This is a genomic window from Klebsiella sp. PK18 (assembly GCF_057784655.1).
In genome coordinates this window covers 3,246,975-3,267,723 of record NZ_CM173493.1, presented here as the reverse complement: position 1 = coordinate 3,267,723, position 20,749 = coordinate 3,246,975, and the positions used below count along the sequence as shown (strand labels likewise).

Sequence of the window (20,749 nt, the reverse complement as noted above, 5' to 3'; positions counted from 1 at the left end):
CTACCTTGTATGGGCAGCCAGCCGCCGCTGGGTGAACATGGCATGACGGGAACACTCAGCGCGTGAGGGCCGCGACAATGGAGGCCTCCATTTTCTCCGGCGTCGTCAACGGCGCAAAACGCGCGAGGGGTGTGCCGTCGCGAGCGATGAGGAACTTGGTGAAATTCCACTTGATCCGTCCGCCGAGCACGCCGGGCAACGCTTGTTTCAGATAACGAAACAGCGGGTGTGCGGCGGGGCCGTTGACGTCCACTTTCTCAAACATCGGGAAGCTCACGCCGTAGTTAACGTGACAGGTCTGCTCGATTTCATCCGCACCGCCGGGTTCCTGCTTACCAAACTGGTTGCACGGGAAACCAAGCACTACCAGCCCCTGAGCCGCGTACTTTTTGTAGAGCGCTTCCAGGCCAGCGTATTGCGGTGTGAAGCCACAATGGCTGGCCGTATTCACCACCAGAACCACCTTGCCAGCATAGTCAGACATTGAGAGGGGCTGGCCGCGCAGGCGGGTAGCCGTCAATTGATAAAAAGGGGTCATAGCAGGCTCCTGAGAGTAGAAACAGTTCAACGCTGACGATCGCGCGAATGTTTGAAGCAGATTAGGCAGTTATGATACACAGGGTTAGGGATTTGTACCTGGAGTGTTAAAAAAACGCCAGATGTCATAGAGAAAATCGCAAACAGGAACGGCTGAAAATGATGAAATATGTCTTATCGCTGGTGGTGGTAGCGATACTCGCAGGATGTACCAGCACGCCAAACTTGCCGCCTCGGGATACCATTGTGGCGATGAAACCCACAGAGTCCGGTATTGTCGCCAGCTCAGCGAAATACAGTTACCGCTTTGTCCGTGACGGTGTGCCTCAGGAATATCAGCGTTATAAGACCTTTTATGAACGCTTTCATCAACTGGCTTCCGGCGTGCGGGTTAACTTTGTCGTGGAACAACATGAGGTGACGGCGGAATATCTGGTGGTGATGGATCAGCGCAAACTGGATGCCGGGCAGCATAGCGAGCTGGTGAATCAGTATCATGCGGTGCAAATTGATAACGATCGCCTCGGGGTGTTGTTTAAAGCGACAGGATTTTGGACTGCATCGGACGCGTCAGATCTGGCCGCCGCCTACCAGTTAGCGCACCCCGTTGTGGTATCAATCAATGATAAGACCAAAACGATTAGCTCGCTTGGCGCCGTCGCCATGGCCCCGTTGTTTCCATTTTACATGATGTATGGATGTGCCATCGGGCCTTGTGTCTGAGGAAAACAGCCAGCAAGTCACTCGACTCACTGGCTGAGTATTTAATTAAGCTTCACTTTTAGATGACTGCTTGTGAAACAGTTCGCGGAATACCGGGTAGATATCTTCCTGGTCGCGGATATGCTGCATGGCGAAATTATCAAAGGTCGCCTGCAGATGTTCATACTCACGCCACAGGGTTTGATGCGCCCGGCGGGTAATTTCGATGTAGCTGTAATAACGCACCACCGGCAGAATTTTCTTCGCCAGCAGTTCGTGGCACAGCGGGGAGTCATCGGCCCAGTTGTCGCCATCCGACGCCTGGGCGGCGTAGATGTTCCACTGCGCCGGGTCATAACGGGCCTGCACCACTTCATCCATCAGCTTCAGGGCGCTGGAGACGATGGTGCCGCCGGTTTCCTGAGAATAGAAAAATTCGTGTTCATCCACCTCTTTTGCCTGGGTATGGTGGCGGATATAGACCACATCGACGTTTTTATAGGTCCGGCTGAGGAACAGATACAGCAGGATATAAAAGCGCTTGGCCATGTCTTTGGTGGCCTGGTCCATCGAGCCTGAGACGTCCATCAGGCAGAACATCACTGCCTGGCTGGAGGGCTCCGGCCGTTTTTCATAATTTTTGTAGCGCAAGTCAAAGGTGTCGATAAACGGCACCCGTTCAATTTTGGCGCGCAGCTCAGCAATCTCTTTGCGCAGGCGTTCCTCCTCCAGCAGCTGCACCGGTTCGCTGCGGCTGATGGTCTCCAGATCCTCCTCCAGGGCGCGCAGTTCACGGCGCTTGCCAGCGGTCATCGCCGTACGCCGGGCCAGCGAGTTCTGCAGCGAACGCACCACGCTGATGTTGGCTGGCACCCCATTCGAGGTAAAGCCCGCGCGATGGGTTTTAAACTCGTTCAACTGCCGGTGCTGATTCTTCTTCAGGTTCGGCAGGGCGAGATCTTCAAATAACAGATCCAGGTACTCATCTTTCGAAATCTGGAAGACAAACTCATCCTTCCCTTCGCCGTCGGCGCTGGCTTGCCCCTGACCGCCGCCACCGCCGCCGCCACCTCCCTGCGGGCGCTCAATCCGGTCGTTTTGCACAAAATGATCGTTGCCCGGGTGGACGCGGTTGCGCAGGCCGCCGCGACCCTGATGAAACATCGGCTCGTTGATATCGTCCGTCGGGATCGAGACGGATTCTCCGCTCTCAATATCGGTCACCGAGCGCTTGTTGATAGCCTCGGAAATCGACTGTTTAATCTGCGCCTTATAACGGCGCAAAAAGCGCTGGCGATTGACGGCGCTTTTGTTTTTCCCGTTCAGGCGTCGGTCTATGAACCAGGTCATATGCCCTCCTGTACTGCATTAGCCAACTTTGCTTATCATCATTCAGCTGCAGTTGACCCGGCGGCGTGCCGCCGGGCTTGACGCATCAGGACGATTTACGAACCCGCAGGTACCACTCGCAGAGCAGGCGAACCTGTTTGCGGGTGTAGCCTTTTTCCATCATGCGGTCGACAAAGTCGTCGTGTTTTTTCTGCTCATCGGTTGATGTTTTGGCATTAAACGAAATGACCGGCAACAGCTCCTCGGTATTAGAGAACATTTTCTTCTCGATAACCGTGCGCAGTTTCTCGTAGCTGGTCCAGTTCGGATTACGTCCGCTGTTGTTGGCTCTGGCGCGCAGCACAAAGTTGACGATTTCGTTACGGAAGTCTTTCGGGTTGCTGATCCCGGCCGGCTTCTCAATTTTCTCCAGCTCAGCATTCAACGACTCACGGTCAAACAGCTGACCGGTATCCGGATCGCGATACTCCTGATCCTGGATCCAGAAGTCGGCGTAGGTGACATAGCGATCGAAAATGTTCTGCCCGTACTCGGAGTAGGATTCCAGATAAGCGGTCTGGATCTCTTTGCCGATAAACTCGGCGTATTTCGGGATCAGATAGCCTTTGAGGAACTCCAGGTAGCGCTCGGCGTTCTCCTGTGGGAACTGTTCGCGCTCAATCTGCTGCTCCAGGACATAGAACAGATGCACCGGGTTGGCGGCCACCTCGACATGGTCGAAGTTAAACACCCGTGACAGGATCTTAAAGGCAAAACGGGTGGAGAGCCCGTTCATCCCTTCATCCACCCCGGCGTAATCGCGATACTCCTGATAGGATTTCGCTTTCGGGTCGGTATCTTTCAGGCTTTCGCCATCATAGACCCGCATCTTCGAGTAGATGCTTGAGTTTTCCGGCTCTTTCAGGCGCGACAGAATCGAGAAGCGCGCCAACGTTTCCAGGGTGCCCGGGGCGCACGGCGCGTGGGTCAGCTCGCTGCTGTTGAGCAATTTTTCATAGATGCGGATCTCTTCGGAGATACGCAGGCAATAAGGCACCTTGACGATATAGACGCGGTCGAGGAAGGCCTCATTGTTCTTGTTATTACGGAAGGTCACCCATTCCGATTCGTTGGAGTGGGCGAGGATTATCCCGTTAAACGGCAGGGCAGAGATCCCTTCGGTCCCGTTGTAGTTCCCTTCCTGGGTGGCGGTCAGCAGCGGATGTAGCACCTTAATCGGCGCTTTAAACATCTCGACGAATTCCATAATCCCCTGGTTGGCACGGCACAACGCACCGGAGTAGCCATAAGCGTCCGGGTCGTTTTGCGCATAGTGTTCCAGTTTACGGATATCCACTTTACCCACCAGCGCCGAAATATCCTGGTTGTTTTCATCACCGGGTTCGGTTTTGGCGATGGCGACCTGCTCAAGAATCGATGGCCAGACTTTGACCACGCGGAATTTAGTAATATCGCCGCCAAACTCGTGCAGGCGCTTGGCCGCCCACGGCGACATGATGGTGCCGAGGTAGCGGGTGGGCACGCCATACTCTTTCTGAAGGATCTGGGCATCCTCCTGCGGATTAAACAGGCACAGCGGGTGATCGTTGACCGGGCTACGCTCGCCGTTGGCGCTCAGCACATAGATGGGCACGCGCTGCATCAACGCTTTCAGCCGTTCAGCCAGCGACGATTTACCACCGCCCACCGGTCCCAGCAGATAGAGGATCTGTTTCTTCTCTTCCAGCCCCTGGGCGGCATGCTTGAGATAGGAAACGATCTGCTCAATGGCGTCTTCCATACCGTAAAACTCTTCAAAGGCCGGATAGCGTGCGATGACCCGGTTTGAAAAGAGACGGGATAGCCGCGGCTCGAGAGCCGTATCAACCATGACGGGTTCACCAATGGCCATCAACAGACGTTCTGCCGCATTGGCATAGGCACTGCGATCTTGCCGGCAGATGGTAAGAAACTCCTGCAGTGTGAACTCTTCGTCCTTGGCAGCTTCATAGCGCTGGCGATAGTGATCGAATATATTCATGGCATGCCGTCCTTTCGTTTTTTAGCACAGGTTGAGAGCCGTTCATATGAGTAGTGGGGGCCCCCGGAAGACATAAGCTGAACGTCGCTCTCCAGATATCCAGCAACCCTTATGCCAGGTTGCGGGTGGAGTAGCGTGAATGTGCCCTGCAATTACACCTTCTAAATTTAAGCGTAGATGCATTTAGAAATCTTGCATGCCGCAGAAAATCAATTTCAATGACATATCAATAACTCATCCTGAAAATGACGCTTTTTGACACGCCAGGACGCGAAGCTGTCACCGGGCTGTCACCTCATGGTAAGAGAAGGGTGGGAAAGTGAACGATTTGTGTCATGTCGGGTAAAGAATTTGAGGCATGAGGCCTACGACGGTAAACTGCACGGGCTGATAATTTGACAACGGGAATATGGATTGTGACTAAAATCAAACTTCTGGCACTCGGCGTGCTGATTGCGACGTCCGCCAGCGCGGCGCATGCCGACGGGAAGTTCACTCTTGGGGCTGGCGTAGGCATCGTCGAGCATCCGTATAAGCAATATGATGCGGATGTCTACCCGGTGCCGGTCATTAGTTATGAGAGCGATAACTTCTGGTTCCACGGTCTGGGCGGGGGCTACTACCTGTGGAACGACACCAACGATAAGCTGTCAATAACGGCCTACTGGTCGCCGATGTACTTCAAGCCGGGCGACAGCGACAGCGCGCAAATGCGTCAACTGGATAAACGTAAATCGACCGTGATGGCCGGTCTGTCTTATGTCCACAACACGCCCTATGGTTTCCTGCGCACGACGATTGCAGGCGATACGCTGGATAACAGTAATGGTATCAACTGGGATCTCGCCTGGCTGTACCGCTACACCAATGGTAACCTGACGCTGACGCCGGGCATTGGCGTGGAGTGGAACAGCGACAATCAGAACGAATACTACTATGGTGTCTCGCAGCATGAGTCCCGTCGCAGCGGCATGCGCAGCTACGATCCGGACAGCAGCTGGAACCCGTATCTGGAGCTGTCGGCTAACTATCGCTTCCTCGGCGACTGGAGCGTATACGGCATTGCACGCTATACCCGTCTGTCGGATGAAATTACCGACAGCCCGATGGTGGACAAATCCTGGAGCGGCCTGATCTCAACCGGGATTACCTACACCTTCTGATTGTGCATCATTACAGTGTGCTTTATGCATCAAAACAGGGCTTCACGCCCTGTTTTGCTTTATGGTGGTGCAGAAAGCTAAAGAGGAGGAGACGGTGAAAAAAACAGTACGCTTTGGCGAGCAGGCGGCGGTTCCGGCCATCGGGCTGGGCACGTGGTTTATGGGCGAAAACAGCGCCCAGCGTCCGCAGGAAGTGGCTGCACTGCGCGCGGGCATCGACCACGGACTGACGGTGATCGATACGGCGGAAATGTATGCCGACGGTGGGGCGGAAGAGGTCGTCGGGCAGGCGATCCGTGGCCTGCGCGATCGCGTGGTGCTGGTGTCCAAAGTCTATCCCTGGCACGCCGGCGGAACGGCGATGCGCCGCGCCTGTGAAAACAGCCTGCGCCGGCTGCAGACCGACTATCTCGATATGTATCTCCTGCACTGGCGCGGGGATATCCCGCTGCAGGAGACGGTCGAGGCGATGGAGAGGCTGGTGGCCGAGGGCAAGATCCGCCGCTGGGGCGTCTCTAATCTGGACACCGACGATATGCAGGCGCTGTGGCGGACGGCGGGTGGCGAACGCTGCGCGACCAACCAGGTGCTCTATCATCTCGCATCGCGGGGCATTGAATACGATCTCCTGCCCTGGTGCCAGCAGCACACTCTGCCGGTGATGGCCTACTGCCCGCTGGCGCAGGCGGGGCGCTTACGCGATGGACTTTTTCAGCATACCGATATCATTAATATGGCTAACGCGCGGGGGGTGACAGTCGCGCAGCTGCTGCTCGCCTGGGTGATTCGTCATCCGGGAGTGCTGGCGATCCCGAAAGCGGCCAGTATTGAGCATGTGGTGCAGAATGCTGCCGCGCTCGATATCGTCCTCAGTGCGGAAGAGCTCGCGCAGCTGGATCGCCTCTATCCACCACCGCAGCGAAAAACCCGGCTGGATATGGTTTAATCAGCACCTCAGCCAGCGGAAAAAAAAGCCCCGTTGGGAGCGGGGCTTTTTGCTGTTAGCGTTTTTTCAGGCTGATGGTCTGCGCCAGGCGAGAGGGGGTCTCTTCGCTGGCTTTCTGCGGCTGGGTCACGCAGCAGGTTTCGACGCAAACGAAGGTTTTGTAACCATCGTCCGGCATGTCGCCCATGCTGACGGACAGCGCCGGGCCCGGGTTCCAGGCCACCACGTTGTGCTGATGATGGTGCACGACGTCGATAGTGCGGTTAAGCGCATCGTCATGGATCACGCTGCAGCTGTCGGCGTTGAGGTAGACGCGGTCGGTGCGGTCCGGGAAGGTCTGCACGCCGTTGCTCAGGACGCCTTCTTCGGCATTCTTCACTTTATCGATATAGCGCTCGCCAAGACCACTCACTTTCACCGCTGCGATATCGCCGACGTTGAAGTAGGTATGCAGGGCAGAGGTGGTCTCGAATTCACCGTGGGCTTCCAGCTCGATTTCGCAGGTTTTGCCCAGCTTAAAGCGGGCATAGAGGGTGAATTCGTGCGGCCAGAGCTTCATGGTTTCGGCGCTGTGCTGGAGCGCAAAGGTCAACATGACGCCGCTGTCGTCTTCGTCATGACCTTCCAGGGTCCATGGCAGATTGCGGGCAAAGCCGTGCGACGGCAGACCCTGCTGCGCGGAAGGGCCAAACCAGGGCCAGCAAATCGGCACGCCGCCGCGCAGGGCGACGCCCTGTTTAAATGGGGTGTTGTTGCTCAGCCACAGGACTTCTTCTTCACCGGCGGGTTTCCAGGAGAGCAGGTGCGCTCCCTGCAGCGCCACAGAGGCTTTCACCTGCGGATGGTCGATGACAATCAGCTCCAGGTCGTCCAGCTGGCGACGGGAGATCACGGGAGAAATGGTTTCATTCACCGGGAGAGCAAAAATTTTATTTATCATTGTGCAATCCTATCTCTGCAGACAAAAAAAAGAGCGACCGAAGTCGCTCTTACAGATTACTTTTTCATCTCAACTTATTTGGAGATGTGAGCAATCAGGTCCAGAACTTTGTTGGAGTAGCCAGTTTCGTTGTCGTACCAGGAAACCAGTTTCACGAAGTTGTCGTTCAGTGCGATACCTGCTTTAGCATCGAACACGGAAGTGCAAACTTCGCCGTTGAAGTCGGTAGAAACAACGTCGTCTTCGGTGTAACCCAGAACGCCTTTCATTGCGCCTTCAGAAGCGGCTTTGATGGCTTTCTTGATTTCTTCGTAGGACGCTGCTTTTTCCAGACGAACGGTCAGGTCAACAACGGATACGTTCGGAGTCGGAACGCGGAACGCCATACCGGTCAGTTTGCCGTTCAGTTCTGGCAGTACTTTACCTACTGCTTTAGCAGCACCGGTAGAGGACGGGATGATGTTCTGAGCTGCGCCGCGGCCGCCGCGCCAGTCTTTGTGAGACGGGCCATCAACGGTTTTCTGAGTCGCGGTGGTCGCGTGGACGGTGGTCATCAGGCCTTCAACGATACCGAAGTTGTCGTTGATAACTTTAGCCAGCGGTGCCAGGCAGTTGGTGGTGCAGGAAGCGTTGGAAACGATGTCCTGGCCAGCGTAAGTTTCGAAGTTAGCGCCGCGAACGAACATCGGGGTGTTGTCTTTGGACGGGCCAGTCAGAACGACTTTTTTCGCGCCAGCGGTGATGTGTTTACGAGCGGTTTCGTCGGTCAGGAAGATACCGGTTGCTTCAGCAACAACGTCAACACCAACTTCGTCCCACTTCAGGTTAGCCGGGTCACGTTCAGCGGTAACACGGATTTTTTTACCGTTAACGACCAGATGACCGTCTTTCACTTCAACGGTACCGTCGAAACGACCGTGAGTGGAGTCATACTTCAGCATGTAAGCCATGTACTCTGCGTCTAACAGGTCGTTGATTGCAACGATCTCGATGTCAGAACGTTTCTGAGCAGCACGGAAAACAATGCGACCGATACGGCCAAAACCGTTGATACCTACTTTGATAGTCATATATTCCACCAGCTATTTGTTAGTGAATAAAAGGTTGCCTGTAAAATTACAAAAACCTTACGCAGCGTCAAGCGGAATCGTGTCAATCATTGCGACAAATCAATCCTGAGCATACCTTGCGCGATTGATTTGCCTCACTCTCCCTTTGAGCCCAATTCCATATGGGGGCTGCGCGCGGAATTTTAAAGGGCATTTAAGATAAAAACGTGATTTAAGTCACAATTATCTGGCTGCCTGTTGGCACCGCATAAGTTTAGAACAAAAGTGCACGCTTCATTGTTAATGTTTTGTTAGAATTGGAGCGAAAGTTGTCCATTGCAAAGCGAGATGTAAGCCCATGGCGAATAAACCCTCCCCGGAAGAGCTGAAAAACGGCTTAAGCGAAATGCAGTTTTACGTGACGCAGCATCACGGCACCGAACCGCCTTTCACCGGACGGCTGCTGCACAACAAGAAAAATGGCGTGTATCACTGCCTGGTGTGCGATGCGCCGCTGTTTAACTCCCAAACCAAATACGACTCCGGTTGCGGCTGGCCGAGCTTCTATGAGCCGGTGAGCGATGAGGCCATTCGCTATCTGACCGACAATTCGCACGGCATGCAGCGCATTGAAATCCGTTGTGGAAATTGTGACGCCCATCTCGGCCACGTGTTTCCGGATGGCCCACAGCCGACCGGCGAGCGCTATTGTGTGAATTCGGCGTCGCTGAGCTTCACTGATGAGCAGAATGGCGAGCAGATTAAGGGTTGAAGAAACGATTCAGCAAATTATTCCAAGCGGAGTGGAGCGGAAGATGGATATTGAGCAAATTATCGACAGTATGACGCCGGAAGTTTACCAGCGTCTGGCGACGGCGGTGGAGCTGGGAAAATGGCCGGATGGCGTGGCGCTGACGCCGGAGCAAAAGGAAAATAGCCTGCAGCTGGTGATGCTGTGGCAGGCCCGGTATAACACCGACGCCCAGCACATGACTATCGACACCCGCGGGCAGATGGTGATGAAGAGTAAACAGCAGCTGAAGGAAGATTTCGGCATCGTGCCAAAGCCGATCGCCACCGTTAAGCTGCAATAAAGCGCCAGCCGGCGGCGCGTGGTTCCGGCGTCGGGGTCACCCCGCGCCGGACAGCGTCAGCGTGAACGACCGCGCGTAGCGGCCAGAACGGCATGCTTACTTTTTGTTCATCATCGCTTTCAGATCGGCAAACGGGTTGTAGGTGGCCTCACCGACGCTCTTTTGCGCATCTTCGCCCGCCACCACCGTGGAGCCATACTGATCGGCTTCGGTGTACTTGGAATGTTCGTGATCGTGACAATACAGGCACAACATCTCCCAGTTACTCCCATCTTCCGGGTTATTGGAGTGGTCGTGATCGATGTGGTGCACCGTCAGCTCGCGCAGATTGGAGTAGACAAACTCCCGTGAGCAGCGTCCGCACACCCAGGGAAAAAGCTTGAGCGCCTTTTCGCGGTAACCCACTTCCAGACGCGCGTAATTTTTGGGGATATAGGCCATGGCCCCCTGCCTCCTGTCAAACGGTTAAGCTGCGCCAGCGCGTGGCGCAGCGGATAACAGGCATCATAACCTATCCCGGGCTGCGCGATATACCTGCATTGCAGGCGATGTTGTCTGCGTCACGCAGCCCGAGGGGGAGGGTCGCGACTAGTGTTTGATCCCCAGCGATTCCGCCAGCTGACGGGCCAGCTGATTCTGGTCATCGGCGCCATATTCCCAGAACATGGCCCCAGCGAGGCCCTTCGCCTTGATATAGTCCGCCTTAATGGCCACCGAGCGCGGGTTCTCATACGACAGGGCGAACAGCGGCTTGCCCTCCGCGGACTGCACTGACAGCCACGGAACCTTCGCTTCATCGTCCCAGTGCTCGGTAAAACGTTTTTGCGGATCGTTGAGCAGTTTGCCCACGATATCGTTGTATTTTACGTAGGTGTCTTTGCTCAGGTCATAACCCAGTGAGGCAAACAGCGCGACCTCCTGTGGCCCAAAATAGGGCTGGGTGACCGGATTGTTTTGCGCATCCGCTTTCGTCCAGTCAATCCCCGGTTCGACGGCCCGTTTCGGTACCCGGCCATAAAAACCAATCCCGAGGTTCATCTGGCTGGGTTTAAGCCCGGCGGCCAGGTAATTGTTGACCACAAAATCGGCGCTGTATTTATCCGCCGCGGCGACCGTTGGCCAGTGGCTGGAGTCATACAGGTTCGAGTTGAAGTACTGCGTGCCGTAGGCCATGTCGTAGGTCATCAGGTTGATGTAGTCGAGCGATGGCGCAATCGCTTTAACGTCCACCCAACTTTTCGGACTTTCTGCGTTAGCCCCCACGGCAATAGTGACCAGTTTCCTGGTACCAAACGCTGCGCGCAGCTCTTTTAACAGCGCGGTAAAGTTATCGCGATCGGCCGGTTGACTGGCAACCAGCCCCCAGGCGCCGTTGACCGGAAACTCCCAGTCGAGGTCAATCCCATCCAGACCATATTTTTCAACAATTTCCTGCGCAGACTGAATAAACACCTTACGGGTTTCTTTGCTTGCCGCCGCGCCGGAGAAACCGCGCGCCCCCCAGCCGCCGACCGACAGCAGGACCTTGAGGTCCGGGTTCTGTTTACGCAGGGCCGGGAGCTTTTGCAGATCCGCCTGCACCTTCGGCGACAGCCAGATCTCGTGCAGATGAGCGGGATCCTTCAGGGCCGCATTAGTCTCGTCTTTTTCATCGTTATAGATAAGACCAAACGAGTAGTTGAGATGGGTGATCTGCCGGACGTCCAGCTTATCGATATCGCCGCCGGGCCCGGCAGTGACGTCGCCGCCGCCGTTAAAATAGCCGACGGACATCAGAGGTTGGGCAGAGAGCGCGGAAGCGCAAAGCAAGGGCAAGGCTGCCAGCAAGGGCAAACGTTTCATAGTGGTTCCTCTTTGACATAAAAAATAACCACGCCACGGAAATGGCGTGGCGAAAAAACAGCCTTGCCACACTACCAGCAATAACCTGTTGAAACTGCGAGAGAGTTCAATTTATGGACGATAGCGAGGCGGCAGAAGGCATCCTTTAGTGGTCAGTCATTGTCATTCCTTCATTTTCTCATAATGAAATTTGCTGTATTTGTGATCTGAGTTGTGAAATACAGATCTATTATCTGCGTTTTAAAGATTTAATGTTGACCTTGAAGATTGTGTGGTTAAGTATGATGACCATTGAAGCAAAACCACAAATCAACAAAGGAAGACGCAATGAAAGCACTGGCAAGATTTGGTAAGGCCTTTGGCGGCTATAAGATGATTGATGTACCGGAGCCGATTTGCGGCCCGGATGACATCGTGATTCAAATCAAAGCGGCGGCTATCTGCGGCGCTGACATGAAGCATTACAATGTTGATAGCGGATCGGATCAATTTAACTCCATCCGCGGCCATGAATTTGCCGGACAAATTGTCCGCATCGGCGACAAAGTCAAGGACTGGAAAGTCGGTCAGCGGGTGGTTTCTGACAACAGTGGGCACGTGTGCGGTGTATGTCCGGCCTGCGAACAAGGTGATTTTCTGTGTTGTACAGAAAAAGTTAATTTAGGACTTGATAACAACACCTGGGGGGGCGGATTTTCGAAATATTGCCTGGTGCCAGGTGAGATTCTCAAAATTCACCGCCATGCACTGTGGGAGATCCCGCAGGGCGTTGATTATGAAGAAGCCGCGGTGCTGGATCCTATCTGTAACGCTTACAAATCTATTGCTCAACAATCCAAATTTCTACCTGGCCAGGACGTCGTGGTTTTCGGTACCGGTCCATTAGGGCTCTTTTCCGTGCAAATGGCGCGCATCATGGGGGCAGTGAACATCGTCATGGTCGGACTGGAAGAGGATGTCGCGGTACGCTTCCCTATTGCCAAAGAGCTGGGGGCGACCGCGGTCGTCAACGGTTCGACCGAAGATGTGGTCACGCGTTGCCAGGAAATCTGCGGTAAAGACAACCTGGGCCTGGTTATCGAATGCTCCGGCGCTAATATTGCCCTCAAACAATCTATCGAAATGCTGCGCCCCAACGGGGAAGTGGTTCGCGTGGGCATGGGTTTCAAACCTCTCGATTTCTCCATCAACGACATTACCGCGTGGAACAAAAGCATCATTGGTCATATGGCCTACGACTCCACCTCCTGGCGTAATGCTATCCGCTTGCTGGCCAGCGGTGCGATCAAAGTCAAACCGATGATCACTCACCGTATCGGCCTGTCGCAATGGCGCGAAGGGTTTGACGCTATGGTCGATAAAACCGCGATTAAGGTCATCATGACCTACGACTTTGATGAATAAGCCCATTTATTAAAGGAAGGTTCCCGGATGGAACATATAGCAAAACCGCATTGTGGCGCGAGGCTGGATCGACTGCCAGATTGTCGCTGGCATTCGTCAATATTTGCCATAGTCGCCTTCGGATTACTGGTCTGCTGGAGTAATGCCGTAGGCGGATTAATTCTCGCGCAGTTAAAAGAACTTGGCTGGACCGATAATTCCACTACCGCTACGTTTTCCGCCATTACGACTGCGGGAATGTTTCTCGGCGCGCTCGGTGGTGGGATCATTGGCGATAAAATCGGGCGTAAAAACGCATTTATTCTGTATGAAGCGATTCATATTATTGCCATGGTCGTTGGGGCGTTTTCACCGAATATGACCTTCCTGATCGCCTGCCGTTTTGTCATGGGGGTTGGATTAGGGGCGCTGCTGGTGACCCTGTTTGCCGGGTTCACCGAATATATGCCTGGCAGGAATCGCGGCACCTGGTCAAGCCGGGTCTCGTTTATCGGCAACTGGTCTTATCCGCTCTGTTCGCTCATCGCCATGGGATTGACGCCGTTAATTAGCGCAGAATGGAACTGGCGAGTACAGTTATTGATCCCGGCCGTACTGTCGCTAATGGCGACTATTATTGCCTGGCGTCGTTTCCCGGAGTCGCCTCGTTGGCTTGAGTCCCGCGGGCGCTACGCCGAAGCTGAAAAGGTGATGCGTGCCATTGAAGAAGGGGTTGTTCTGCAGACCGGCAAGCCGCTACCGCCTGTGGTAATTGAAGATGACGGCAAAGCCCCGCGCGCAGTTCCTTATTCGGCCTTATTAACAGGTGTGTTGCTGAAACGCGTTATTTTAGGTTCCTTTGTCCTGATCGCCATGAACGTTGTCCAGTACACCTTAATTAACTGGCTGCCGACGATATTTATGACCCAGGGCATTAATCTTAAAGACTCGATTGTCTTAAACACGATGAGTATGTTTGGCGCGCCGTTTGGGATTTTTATCGCCATGCTGGTCATGGATAAAATACCCAGAAAAACTATGGGGGTGGGGCTGTTGGTATTAATTGCCGGGCTGGGATATATCTATTCTCTGCAAACCAGCATGCTATTAATTACGTTAATTGGCTTCTTTCTGATTACGTTTGTGTATATGTACGTTTGCTACGCCTCGGCAGTCTATGCTCCGGAAATATGGCCGACAGAAGCGAAGCTTCGCGGTTCCGGTCTGGCGAATGCGGTTGGGCGTATCAGCGGTATCGCCGCTCCTTATGCGGTCGCGGTATTGCTTAACGGTTATGGCGTGACGGGGGTATTTGTTCTGCTGGGAACCGTCTCCATTATTGTCGCCATTGCCATTGCGACCATCGGAATTGAAACCAAAGGCGTCTCTGTCGAAAGTCTCGGTATTGATGCAGTTACCAGCAAATAATATTGACGGGAAATAAAATGAAAAATTCAAAAGCGATATTAAAAACCCCGGGTACGATGAAAATTATTGCCGCCGATATCCCGGTACCCAAAGAGCATGAAGTGCTGATCAAAGTTGAATACGTTGGTATTTGCGGTTCAGATGTTCACGGGTTTGAATCGGGCCCTTTTATTCCGCCGAAAGACCCAAACCAGGAAATTGGTCTCGGGCATGAATGTGCCGGTACGGTGGTGGCGGTGGGAAGTCGCGTCAGTAAATTTAAACCGGGCGACCGGGTGAACATTGAACCCGGCGTACCGTGCGGCCACTGCCGCTACTGTCTGGAGGGGAAATACAACATCTGCCCTGATGTCGACTTTATGGCCACGCAGCCTAACTATCGCGGCGCGCTAACCCACTATCTATGCCATCCGGAAAGCTTCACTTACAAGCTACCCGATAACATGGGCACCATGGAAGGCGCGCTGGTAGAGCCTGCGGCGGTAGGGATGCATGCCGCAATGCTGGCTGACGTGAAGCCTGGCAAGAAAATCGTCATCCTGGGGGCCGGCTGTATTGGCTTAATGACCCTGCAAGCCTGTAAGTGTTTAGGGGCAACCGACATCGCCGTTGTCGATGTTCTGGAAAAGCGTCTGGCCATGGCCGGGAAGCTTGGGGCGACGACCGTCATCAACGGTGCGAAAGAGGACACCGTCGCCCGCTGCCAGCAGTTCTCCGGCGATATCGGGGCAGACATTGTTTTTGAAACGGCCGGCTCGGCGATCACCGTGAAGCAGGCTCCGTATCTGGTGATGCGCGGCGGGAAAATCATGATCGTTGGTACGGTTCCTGGAGATTCAGCGATTAATTTTCTCAAAATTAACCGTGAAGTCTCAATTCAGACCGTTTTCCGCTATGCCAACCGCTATCCGGTCACCATTGAAGCCATTTCCTCCGGGCGTTTCGATGTCAAGTCGATGGTGACGCATATTTATGATTATGAAGATGTTCAGCGCGCGTTTGACGAGTCTGTTAACAACAAACGCGAAATTATCAAAGGCGTTATTAAAGTTAACCATTAATTTATTGAAAAGGGAGAAGCAACCATGCTGGCCGATATTAAATATTGGGAAAACGATGCCCAGAATAAACATTACGCGATTGCCCACTTTAATGTTTGGAATGCGGAAATGTTAATGGGGGTCATTGATGCGGCAGAAGAGTCTAAATCGCCGGTAATTATCTCTTTCGGTACCGGTTTTGTGGGTAATACCTCGTTTGAAGATTTTTCGCATATGATGGTATCGATGGCTAAAAAAGCCTCGGTGCCGGTTATTACCCATTGGGATCACGGGCGTAGCATGGAGATTATCCACAACGCCTGGGTCCATGGTATGAATTCGCTGATGCGCGATGCCTCCGCCTTTGATTTCGAAGAAAATATTCGCCTGACTAAAGAGGCGGTGGACTTCTTCCACCCTCTGGGCATTCCGGTTGAAGCGGAGTTAGGCCACGTGGGGAATGAAACGGTTTATGAAGAAGCGTTGGCGGGCTACCACTATACTGACCCGAGCCAGGCGGCGGAGTTCGTCGAACGTACCGGCTGCGACTCTTTGGCGGTGGCAATTGGTAACCAGCATGGGGTTTATACCTCAGAACCCAAACTGAATTTTGAGGTGGTTAAACGCGTACGCGAGGCGGTATCCGTTCCGCTGGTGCTGCACGGCGCGTCCGGTATTAGCGATGCGGATATCAAAAAAGCTATTTCATTAGGCATTTCGAAAATCAATATCCATACCGAACTGTGTCAGGCGGCAATGGCGGCGGTGCAGGAGAATCAGAATCAGCCTTTCCTGCACGTTGAGCGCGAGGTCCGCAAAGCGGTTAAAGTGCGCGCTCTGGAGAAAATCAAACTGTTTGGCTCTGACGGTAAAGCGGAATGACAATATGGAGAATATCGAGGTTATTTGTATCGGGGCAGCTATTGTTGATATTCCCCTTCAACCGGTGAGTAAAAATATCTTTGATGTTGACTCTTACCCATTAGAACGCATTGCCATGACCACGGGAGGGGATGCGATTAATGAAGCGACAATTATTTCTCGTCTCGGTCATCGCACGGCGTTAATTAGCCGCGTGGGCGATGACGCGCCAGGACATTTTATTGTCGATCACTGTCGGCGGGAGAATATTGATATTCAGAGCCTGAAGCAGGATGCCGATATTGATACTTCCATTAATGTGGGTTTAGTCACCGCCGATGGTGAACGTACTTTTGTCACCAATCGCAACGGCAGCCTGTGGAAACTAAATATTAACGATGTTGATTTAGACCGCTTCTCGCAGGCAAAGGTGCTGTCGCTGGCGAGTATTTTTAATAGCCCGCTGCTCGATGGTAAAGCATTAACGGAGATTTTTACGCAGGCGAAAGCGCATCGGTTAATTATTTGCGCCGATATGATTAAGCCCCGCCTTAACGAAACGCTGGAAGATATTCGCCATGCGCTGAGCTACGTGGATTATCTGTTTCCCAACTTTGAAGAGGCGAGACTTCTCACCGGGAAAGAGACGCTGGATGAAATTGCCGACAGCTTCCTCGACTGCGGCGTGAAAACGGTAGTGATCAAGTCCGGCAAGAGAGGCTGCTTTATCAAGCGTGCCGATATGAAAATGGAGGTCCCTGCGGTGTCGGGAATTACCGCCATCGACACTATCGGCGCGGGGGATAATTTTGCCTCGGGATTTATCTCCGCGCTGCTTGAAGGCAAGCCGCTGCGCGAGTGCGCGTTGTTTGCTAACGCAACGGCCGCAATATCGGTACTGAGCGTGGGTGCCACAACGGGCGTGAAAAACAGAAAGCTGGTTGAACAACTTCTCGACGAATACGAAGGGTAATAGCGGCAGATGAAAATGATTCCTTTAGGCAGTACGGATATTAAACTTTCCCGCATGGGATTAGGGACATGGGCTATTGGCGGCGGTCCGGCATGGAACGGCGATCTCGATTTGCAGGTTTGCATCGATACCATTGTCGAGGCGCATCGCTGCGGCATTAATCTGATTGATACCGCGCCGGGATACAATTTTGGCAACAGTGAAGTGATTGTCGGGCAGGCGCTGAAAAAGCTGCCGCGTAACGATATCGTTGTCGAAACCAAATGTGGCATCGTCTGGGAGCGGACGGGCAGCCTGTTTAACAAAGTTGGCGATCGTCAGCTGTACAAAAATCTCACGCCTGAGTCGATTCGCGAAGAGGTGGAAGCCAGCCTGCAAAGGCTGGGTATCGACACCATTGATATCTATATGACCCACTGGCAGTCCGTAGAGCCCTGTTTTACGCCGATTGCGGAAACTGTAGATACGCTGAACGCACTGAAAAAAGAGGGGAAAATTCGTTCTATCGGTGCGGCGAACGTCGATGCCGGGCATATCAGGGAGTATCTCAAACACGGTGAGCTGGATATCATCCAGGCCAAGTACAGCATCCTTGACCGGGCGCTGGAAGGTGAACTGCTGCCGTTATGCCAGCAGAATGGCATCATTGTGCAGGTCTATTCACCGCTTGAGCAGGGGCTGTTGACCGGGACTATCGGCCGGGATTATGTTCCCGGCGGCGCGCGGGCTAACAAAGTCTGGTTCCAGCGGGAAAATATGCTGCGGGTAATGGATATGCTCGAGGAGTGGCGGCCGCTGTGTGCAAAATACCACTGCACGATCCCCGCGCTGGCGCTGGCGTGGATTTTAAAACAGAGCGACTTAATCACCTTGCTGAGTGGCGCAACGTCACCAGAGCAAGTTCGCGAGAATACTGATGCATTAACTATCGCCTTGACTGATGAGGATTCACTATTAATGCGTGAAATGGCAGTAGCGCTGGATACGAAGTAACGGGAGAACGGCCTGGCCTCTGTTTCTGTGTAATAGAGTATTAAAATCTGTGATTCAGACAGGTTCTTTTGAAAATAAACATAGCCTGTGAGATACTACGGTCTTATTATTACGTTGCAGGAAACAGAGGTGTTATCGTGGCGGCAAAAGACAGGATTCAGGCCATCAAGCAAATGGTGGCTAATGATAAGAAAGTGGTGGTTTCTCATTTAAGCTCAATTTTTCAGGTCACGGAGGAAACTATTCGCCGCGATCTTGAAAAGCTCGAAGATGAGGGTTTTCTGACCCGTACGTATGGCGGTGCGGTATTAAACACCACCGCATTATCCGATAACATTCATTTTTATAAACGCGCAAAGTCTTTCTTTGAAGAGAAACAGACCATTGCCCGTAATGCATTACCATTTATTAAGAATAAAACCACTATGGCTGCTGATTCCAGCAGTACGGCGATGGAGTTATTAAAACTGCTGAAGGAAAGAAACGATCTCACGTTGTTAACCAACTCGGCGGAAGCTTTTCACGAGCTGGCGCAGTCGGAAATTAACGTTGTTTCTACCGGCGGTGAACTGAATAAAAATACGCTGTCGCTGCAGGGAAGAATCACTAAGGAAATTATCAGTCGTTATCACGTTGATATTATGGTAATGAGCTGTAAAGGGCTGGATATGAAGAACGGAGCGCTTGACTCCAACGAAGCAGAAGCGGAAATCAAGAAAACGATGATTCGCCAGGCGACGGAAGTGGCGCTGTTGGTCGATCACTCTAAGTTCGATCGTAAAGCTTTTGTCCAGTTGGTAGATTTTAGCCATATTAATTACCTTATAACCAATAAGGCACCAGGTGCGGAATGGATTGCATTTTGTAAAGAGAATAATATTCAACTCGTTTATTAGCTTTATTGCTATTCCGATTAATATTATTTTAGTTTGCGCCTGGGTAATGCCATAAAAATTTAATGATGATGGATGGCGCGGCAAAAGTGACTCTGCCGCTGTCGCCATATTTTATATTTTAGCTGAAATTGAGGCATCCAGATGGAACAATGTGACCCTATCGGCGCAAGATTAGACCGCTTACCTTTATCGCGATTTCATTTTCGTATTTTTGGTATCATCAGTTTTAGTTTATTAATCACCGGTTTTCTCAGCTATTCTGGCAACGTGGTGCTGGCAAAGTTAGTCAGCAACGGCTGGTCAAATAATTACCTCAATGCGGCATTTACCTCAGCGCTGATGTTTGGCTATTTTATAGGTTCGCTAACCGGCGGTTTTATAGGCGATTATCTCGGGCGACGTAAGGCATTTCGCCTGAATTTGCTGATCGTCGGGATTTCGGCCTGTGCGGCAGCCTTTGTGCCCAACATGTACTGGCTTATCTTTTGCCGCTGTCTGATGGGCTGTGGAATGGGGGCGTTAATAATGATAGGTTATGCTTCATTTACCGAGTTTATTCCACCCGCAGTGCGCGGAAAATGGTCCGCCCGGCTCTCTTTTGTCGGTAACTGGTCGCCCATGCTATCGGCGGCAATTGGCATAGTGGTGATTGCTTTTTTAAGCTGGCGGATAATGTTTCTGCTCGGCGGCGCGGCTATGCTGCTTGCCTAGTATCTGTCGGGAAGATATTTTATTGAGTCTCCGCGCTGGCTGGCGGGTAAAGGGCAGCGAAGCGCGGCTGAAAAGCATCTCCAGCAGGTAGAGTCGCAAATCGAGAAAGAGAAAAACATCATCTTACCGGCCTGGCAAAGCGCGGAACATAGGGCGGAGGTGGGTGTGGAAAGCGGCTCTTTCTGGTTGTTGTTTAAAGGTCACATGCTGCGGCGAACGCTGGTGGCAATTACGGTGCTCATCGCGATGAACATTTCGCTCTATACTATTACGGTGTGGATCCCGACAATTTTTGTTAATTCGGGGATCGACGTGACAAAGTCAATCTTGATGACCGCGATTATTATGATTGGCGCGCCGGTGGGTATATTTATTGCCGCGCTGATTATCGACCGTTTTCCGCGGCGATTGTTTGGCTCATCCTTGCTGATTATTATTGCGCTTCTCGGCTACTTCTATTCGATTCAAACCGCAGAGTGGGCCATCTTAAGCTATGGCCTGGTGATGATTTTTTTCCTGTACATGTACGTCTGCTTTGCCTCGGCGGTGTACGTGCCTGAGTTGTGGCCAACGCATCTCCGGTTGCGCGGTTCAGGCTTTGTCAACGCGGTAGGGCGGATTGTCGCCGTCTTTACCCCCTACGGTGTCGCGGTCCTGTTGACCCGCTCCGGGGCGATTACGGTTTTTATGGTGCTTGGGGTAATGCTGGTGCTCTGCGCGCTAATCCTGTTCTGCTTTGGCATCGAAACGCGCAAGATCTCGCTGGAGGAGATTTCAACGCTGGCCTGAGAAAAGCGCCGACAGGAAGAATGCCTGTCGGC

General features: G+C 52.8%; 19 protein-coding genes and 1 pseudogene. 13 read left to right on the top strand and 7 right to left on the bottom strand.

Annotated features, from left to right (window positions below; all coding sequences use genetic code 11):
- Positions 1 to 55 precede the first annotated feature (55 nt).
- Positions 56 to 538, bottom strand: a complete 483-nt coding sequence (locus AC3EMD_RS16010; protein ID WP_012968477.1) for a glutathione peroxidase — start codon at positions 536 to 538, stop codon at positions 56 to 58.
- Between the two features lie 158 nt (positions 539 to 696).
- On the opposite strand from AC3EMD_RS16010, the gene AC3EMD_RS16005 reads away from it, so the two are divergent.
- Positions 697 to 1,260, top strand: a complete 564-nt coding sequence (locus AC3EMD_RS16005) for a hypothetical protein (RefSeq protein ID WP_302073590.1) — start codon at positions 697 to 699, stop codon at positions 1,258 to 1,260.
- Between the two features lie 45 nt (positions 1,261 to 1,305).
- Here AC3EMD_RS16005 and AC3EMD_RS16000 read toward each other — a convergent pair whose 3' ends face one another.
- Positions 1,306 to 2,589, bottom strand: coding sequence for a YeaH/YhbH family protein (locus tag AC3EMD_RS16000; RefSeq protein WP_012968476.1), 1,284 nt, complete (start codon positions 2,587 to 2,589; stop codon positions 1,306 to 1,308).
- An 85-nt stretch (positions 2,590 to 2,674) separates the two neighbouring features.
- A complete protein-coding gene (yeaG, locus tag AC3EMD_RS15995; RefSeq protein WP_008807632.1) occupies positions 2,675 to 4,609 on the bottom strand; it encodes a protein kinase YeaG in 1,935 nt (644 codons plus the stop codon).
- 416 nt (positions 4,610 to 5,025) lie between these two features.
- Between yeaG and AC3EMD_RS15990 the strand changes: the two genes are divergently transcribed.
- Complete coding sequence (locus AC3EMD_RS15990; RefSeq protein ID WP_008807631.1) at positions 5,026 to 5,772, top strand: MipA/OmpV family protein; 747 nt, start codon at positions 5,026 to 5,028, stop codon at positions 5,770 to 5,772.
- A 94-nt stretch (positions 5,773 to 5,866) separates the two neighbouring features.
- Positions 5,867 to 6,718 carry an aldo/keto reductase gene (locus AC3EMD_RS15985; RefSeq protein ID WP_373657733.1) on the top strand — a complete coding sequence of 284 codons (852 nt, stop codon included), beginning with the start codon at positions 5,867 to 5,869 and terminating at the stop codon, positions 6,716 to 6,718.
- 55 nt (positions 6,719 to 6,773) lie between these two features.
- Here the strand turns inward: AC3EMD_RS15985 and AC3EMD_RS15980 are convergent, their stop codons facing one another.
- Positions 6,774 to 7,658, bottom strand: coding sequence for a D-hexose-6-phosphate mutarotase (locus tag AC3EMD_RS15980; protein ID WP_008807629.1), 885 nt, complete (start codon positions 7,656 to 7,658; stop codon positions 6,774 to 6,776).
- A 74-nt stretch (positions 7,659 to 7,732) separates the two neighbouring features.
- On the bottom strand, positions 7,733 to 8,728 hold the full coding sequence (gapA, locus tag AC3EMD_RS15975) for a glyceraldehyde-3-phosphate dehydrogenase (protein WP_008807628.1): 996 nt from the start codon (positions 8,726 to 8,728) through the stop codon (positions 7,733 to 7,735).
- A gap of 337 nt (positions 8,729 to 9,065) precedes the next feature.
- On the opposite strand from gapA, the gene msrB reads away from it, so the two are divergent.
- Positions 9,066 to 9,479, top strand: coding sequence for a peptide-methionine (R)-S-oxide reductase MsrB (gene msrB / locus AC3EMD_RS15970; protein WP_008807627.1), 414 nt, complete (start codon positions 9,066 to 9,068; stop codon positions 9,477 to 9,479).
- A 43-nt stretch (positions 9,480 to 9,522) separates the two neighbouring features.
- Positions 9,523 to 9,801 carry a YeaC family protein gene (locus AC3EMD_RS15965; RefSeq protein ID WP_004203787.1) on the top strand — a complete coding sequence of 93 codons (279 nt, stop codon included), beginning with the start codon at positions 9,523 to 9,525 and terminating at the stop codon, positions 9,799 to 9,801.
- 96 nt (positions 9,802 to 9,897) lie between these two features.
- Here AC3EMD_RS15965 and yajD read toward each other — a convergent pair whose 3' ends face one another.
- Both yajD and chiD read right to left on the bottom strand, forming a co-directional pair.
- Positions 9,898 to 10,242, bottom strand: a complete 345-nt coding sequence (gene yajD, locus AC3EMD_RS15960) for an HNH nuclease YajD (RefSeq protein ID WP_002901254.1) — start codon at positions 10,240 to 10,242, stop codon at positions 9,898 to 9,900.
- 147 nt (positions 10,243 to 10,389) lie between these two features.
- Positions 10,390 to 11,643 (bottom strand): chitinase ChiD, encoded by a 1,254-nt coding sequence (chiD, locus tag AC3EMD_RS15955; RefSeq protein ID WP_012968474.1) that lies wholly within the window; start codon positions 11,641 to 11,643, stop codon positions 10,390 to 10,392.
- 327 nt (positions 11,644 to 11,970) lie between these two features.
- Here chiD and AC3EMD_RS15950 point away from each other — a divergent pair, with 327 nt between their 5' ends.
- The 8 genes and pseudogenes from AC3EMD_RS15950 (at position 11,971) to AC3EMD_RS15915 (ending at position 20,717) form a co-directional block, all read left to right on the top strand.
- Positions 11,971 to 13,047, top strand: coding sequence for a zinc-binding dehydrogenase (locus tag AC3EMD_RS15950; protein WP_302073589.1), 1,077 nt, complete (start codon positions 11,971 to 11,973; stop codon positions 13,045 to 13,047).
- Positions 13,048 to 13,074: 27 nt separating this feature from the next.
- Positions 13,075 to 14,454: an MFS transporter gene (locus AC3EMD_RS15945; protein ID WP_302073588.1), complete on the top strand. Its 1,380-nt coding sequence runs from the start codon at positions 13,075 to 13,077 to the stop codon at positions 14,452 to 14,454.
- A 17-nt stretch (positions 14,455 to 14,471) separates the two neighbouring features.
- Entirely contained in the window at positions 14,472 to 15,515 is a 1,044-nt protein-coding gene (locus tag AC3EMD_RS15940; RefSeq protein ID WP_002901263.1) for an NAD(P)-dependent alcohol dehydrogenase, read from the top strand.
- Positions 15,516 to 15,539: 24 nt separating this feature from the next.
- The gene (locus AC3EMD_RS15935) at positions 15,540 to 16,376 is read left to right on the top strand and encodes a ketose-bisphosphate aldolase (protein ID WP_016160739.1); all 837 of its coding nucleotides are present in this window, start codon (positions 15,540 to 15,542) and stop codon (positions 16,374 to 16,376) included.
- Positions 16,377 to 16,380: 4 nt separating this feature from the next.
- Positions 16,381 to 17,328 (top strand): sugar kinase, encoded by a 948-nt coding sequence (locus tag AC3EMD_RS15930; RefSeq protein WP_032732818.1) that lies wholly within the window; start codon positions 16,381 to 16,383, stop codon positions 17,326 to 17,328.
- A gap of 9 nt (positions 17,329 to 17,337) precedes the next feature.
- Complete coding sequence (gene ydjG, locus AC3EMD_RS15925; RefSeq protein ID WP_016160741.1) at positions 17,338 to 18,321, top strand: NADH-dependent methylglyoxal reductase; 984 nt, start codon at positions 17,338 to 17,340, stop codon at positions 18,319 to 18,321.
- Positions 18,322 to 18,458: 137 nt separating this feature from the next.
- The gene (locus AC3EMD_RS15920; protein ID WP_002901274.1) at positions 18,459 to 19,217 is read left to right on the top strand and encodes a DeoR/GlpR family DNA-binding transcription regulator; all 759 of its coding nucleotides are present in this window, start codon (positions 18,459 to 18,461) and stop codon (positions 19,215 to 19,217) included.
- Positions 19,218 to 19,358: 141 nt separating this feature from the next.
- A pseudogene (locus AC3EMD_RS15915) lies at positions 19,359 to 20,717 on the top strand (MFS transporter).
- Positions 20,718 to 20,749 lie beyond the last annotated feature (32 nt).

Excerpts from the sequence above, each read along its gene's own strand:
- yeaG (WP_008807632.1), bottom strand. The coding sequence starts at position 4,609 with ATGAATATATTCGATCACTATCGCCAGCGCTATGAAGCTGCCAAGGAC.
- AC3EMD_RS15930 (WP_032732818.1), top strand. The coding sequence starts at position 16,381 with ATGGAGAATATCGAGGTTATTTGTATCGGGGCAGCTATTGTTGATATT.
- AC3EMD_RS16005 (WP_302073590.1), top strand. The coding sequence starts at position 697 with ATGATGAAATATGTCTTATCGCTGGTGGTGGTAGCGATACTCGCAGGA.
- AC3EMD_RS15965 (WP_004203787.1), top strand. The coding sequence starts at position 9,523 with ATGGATATTGAGCAAATTATCGACAGTATGACGCCGGAAGTTTACCAG.
- AC3EMD_RS15980 (WP_008807629.1), bottom strand. The coding sequence starts at position 7,658 with ATGATAAATAAAATTTTTGCTCTCCCGGTGAATGAAACCATTTCTCCC.
- gapA (WP_008807628.1), bottom strand. The coding sequence starts at position 8,728 with ATGACTATCAAAGTAGGTATCAACGGTTTTGGCCGTATCGGTCGCATT.
- chiD (WP_012968474.1), bottom strand. The coding sequence starts at position 11,643 with ATGAAACGTTTGCCCTTGCTGGCAGCCTTGCCCTTGCTTTGCGCTTCC.
- AC3EMD_RS15935 (WP_016160739.1), top strand. The coding sequence starts at position 15,540 with ATGCTGGCCGATATTAAATATTGGGAAAACGATGCCCAGAATAAACAT.
- AC3EMD_RS15945 (WP_302073588.1), top strand. The coding sequence starts at position 13,075 with ATGGAACATATAGCAAAACCGCATTGTGGCGCGAGGCTGGATCGACTG.
- AC3EMD_RS15950 (WP_302073589.1), top strand. The coding sequence starts at position 11,971 with ATGAAAGCACTGGCAAGATTTGGTAAGGCCTTTGGCGGCTATAAGATG.
- AC3EMD_RS16000 (WP_012968476.1), bottom strand. The coding sequence starts at position 2,589 with ATGACCTGGTTCATAGACCGACGCCTGAACGGGAAAAACAAAAGCGCC.
- AC3EMD_RS15940 (WP_002901263.1), top strand. The coding sequence starts at position 14,472 with ATGAAAAATTCAAAAGCGATATTAAAAACCCCGGGTACGATGAAAATT.
- AC3EMD_RS16010 (WP_012968477.1), bottom strand. The coding sequence starts at position 538 with ATGACCCCTTTTTATCAATTGACGGCTACCCGCCTGCGCGGCCAGCCC.
- msrB (WP_008807627.1), top strand. The coding sequence starts at position 9,066 with ATGGCGAATAAACCCTCCCCGGAAGAGCTGAAAAACGGCTTAAGCGAA.
- ydjG (WP_016160741.1), top strand. The coding sequence starts at position 17,338 with ATGAAAATGATTCCTTTAGGCAGTACGGATATTAAACTTTCCCGCATG.
- yajD (WP_002901254.1), bottom strand. The coding sequence starts at position 10,242 with ATGGCCTATATCCCCAAAAATTACGCGCGTCTGGAAGTGGGTTACCGC.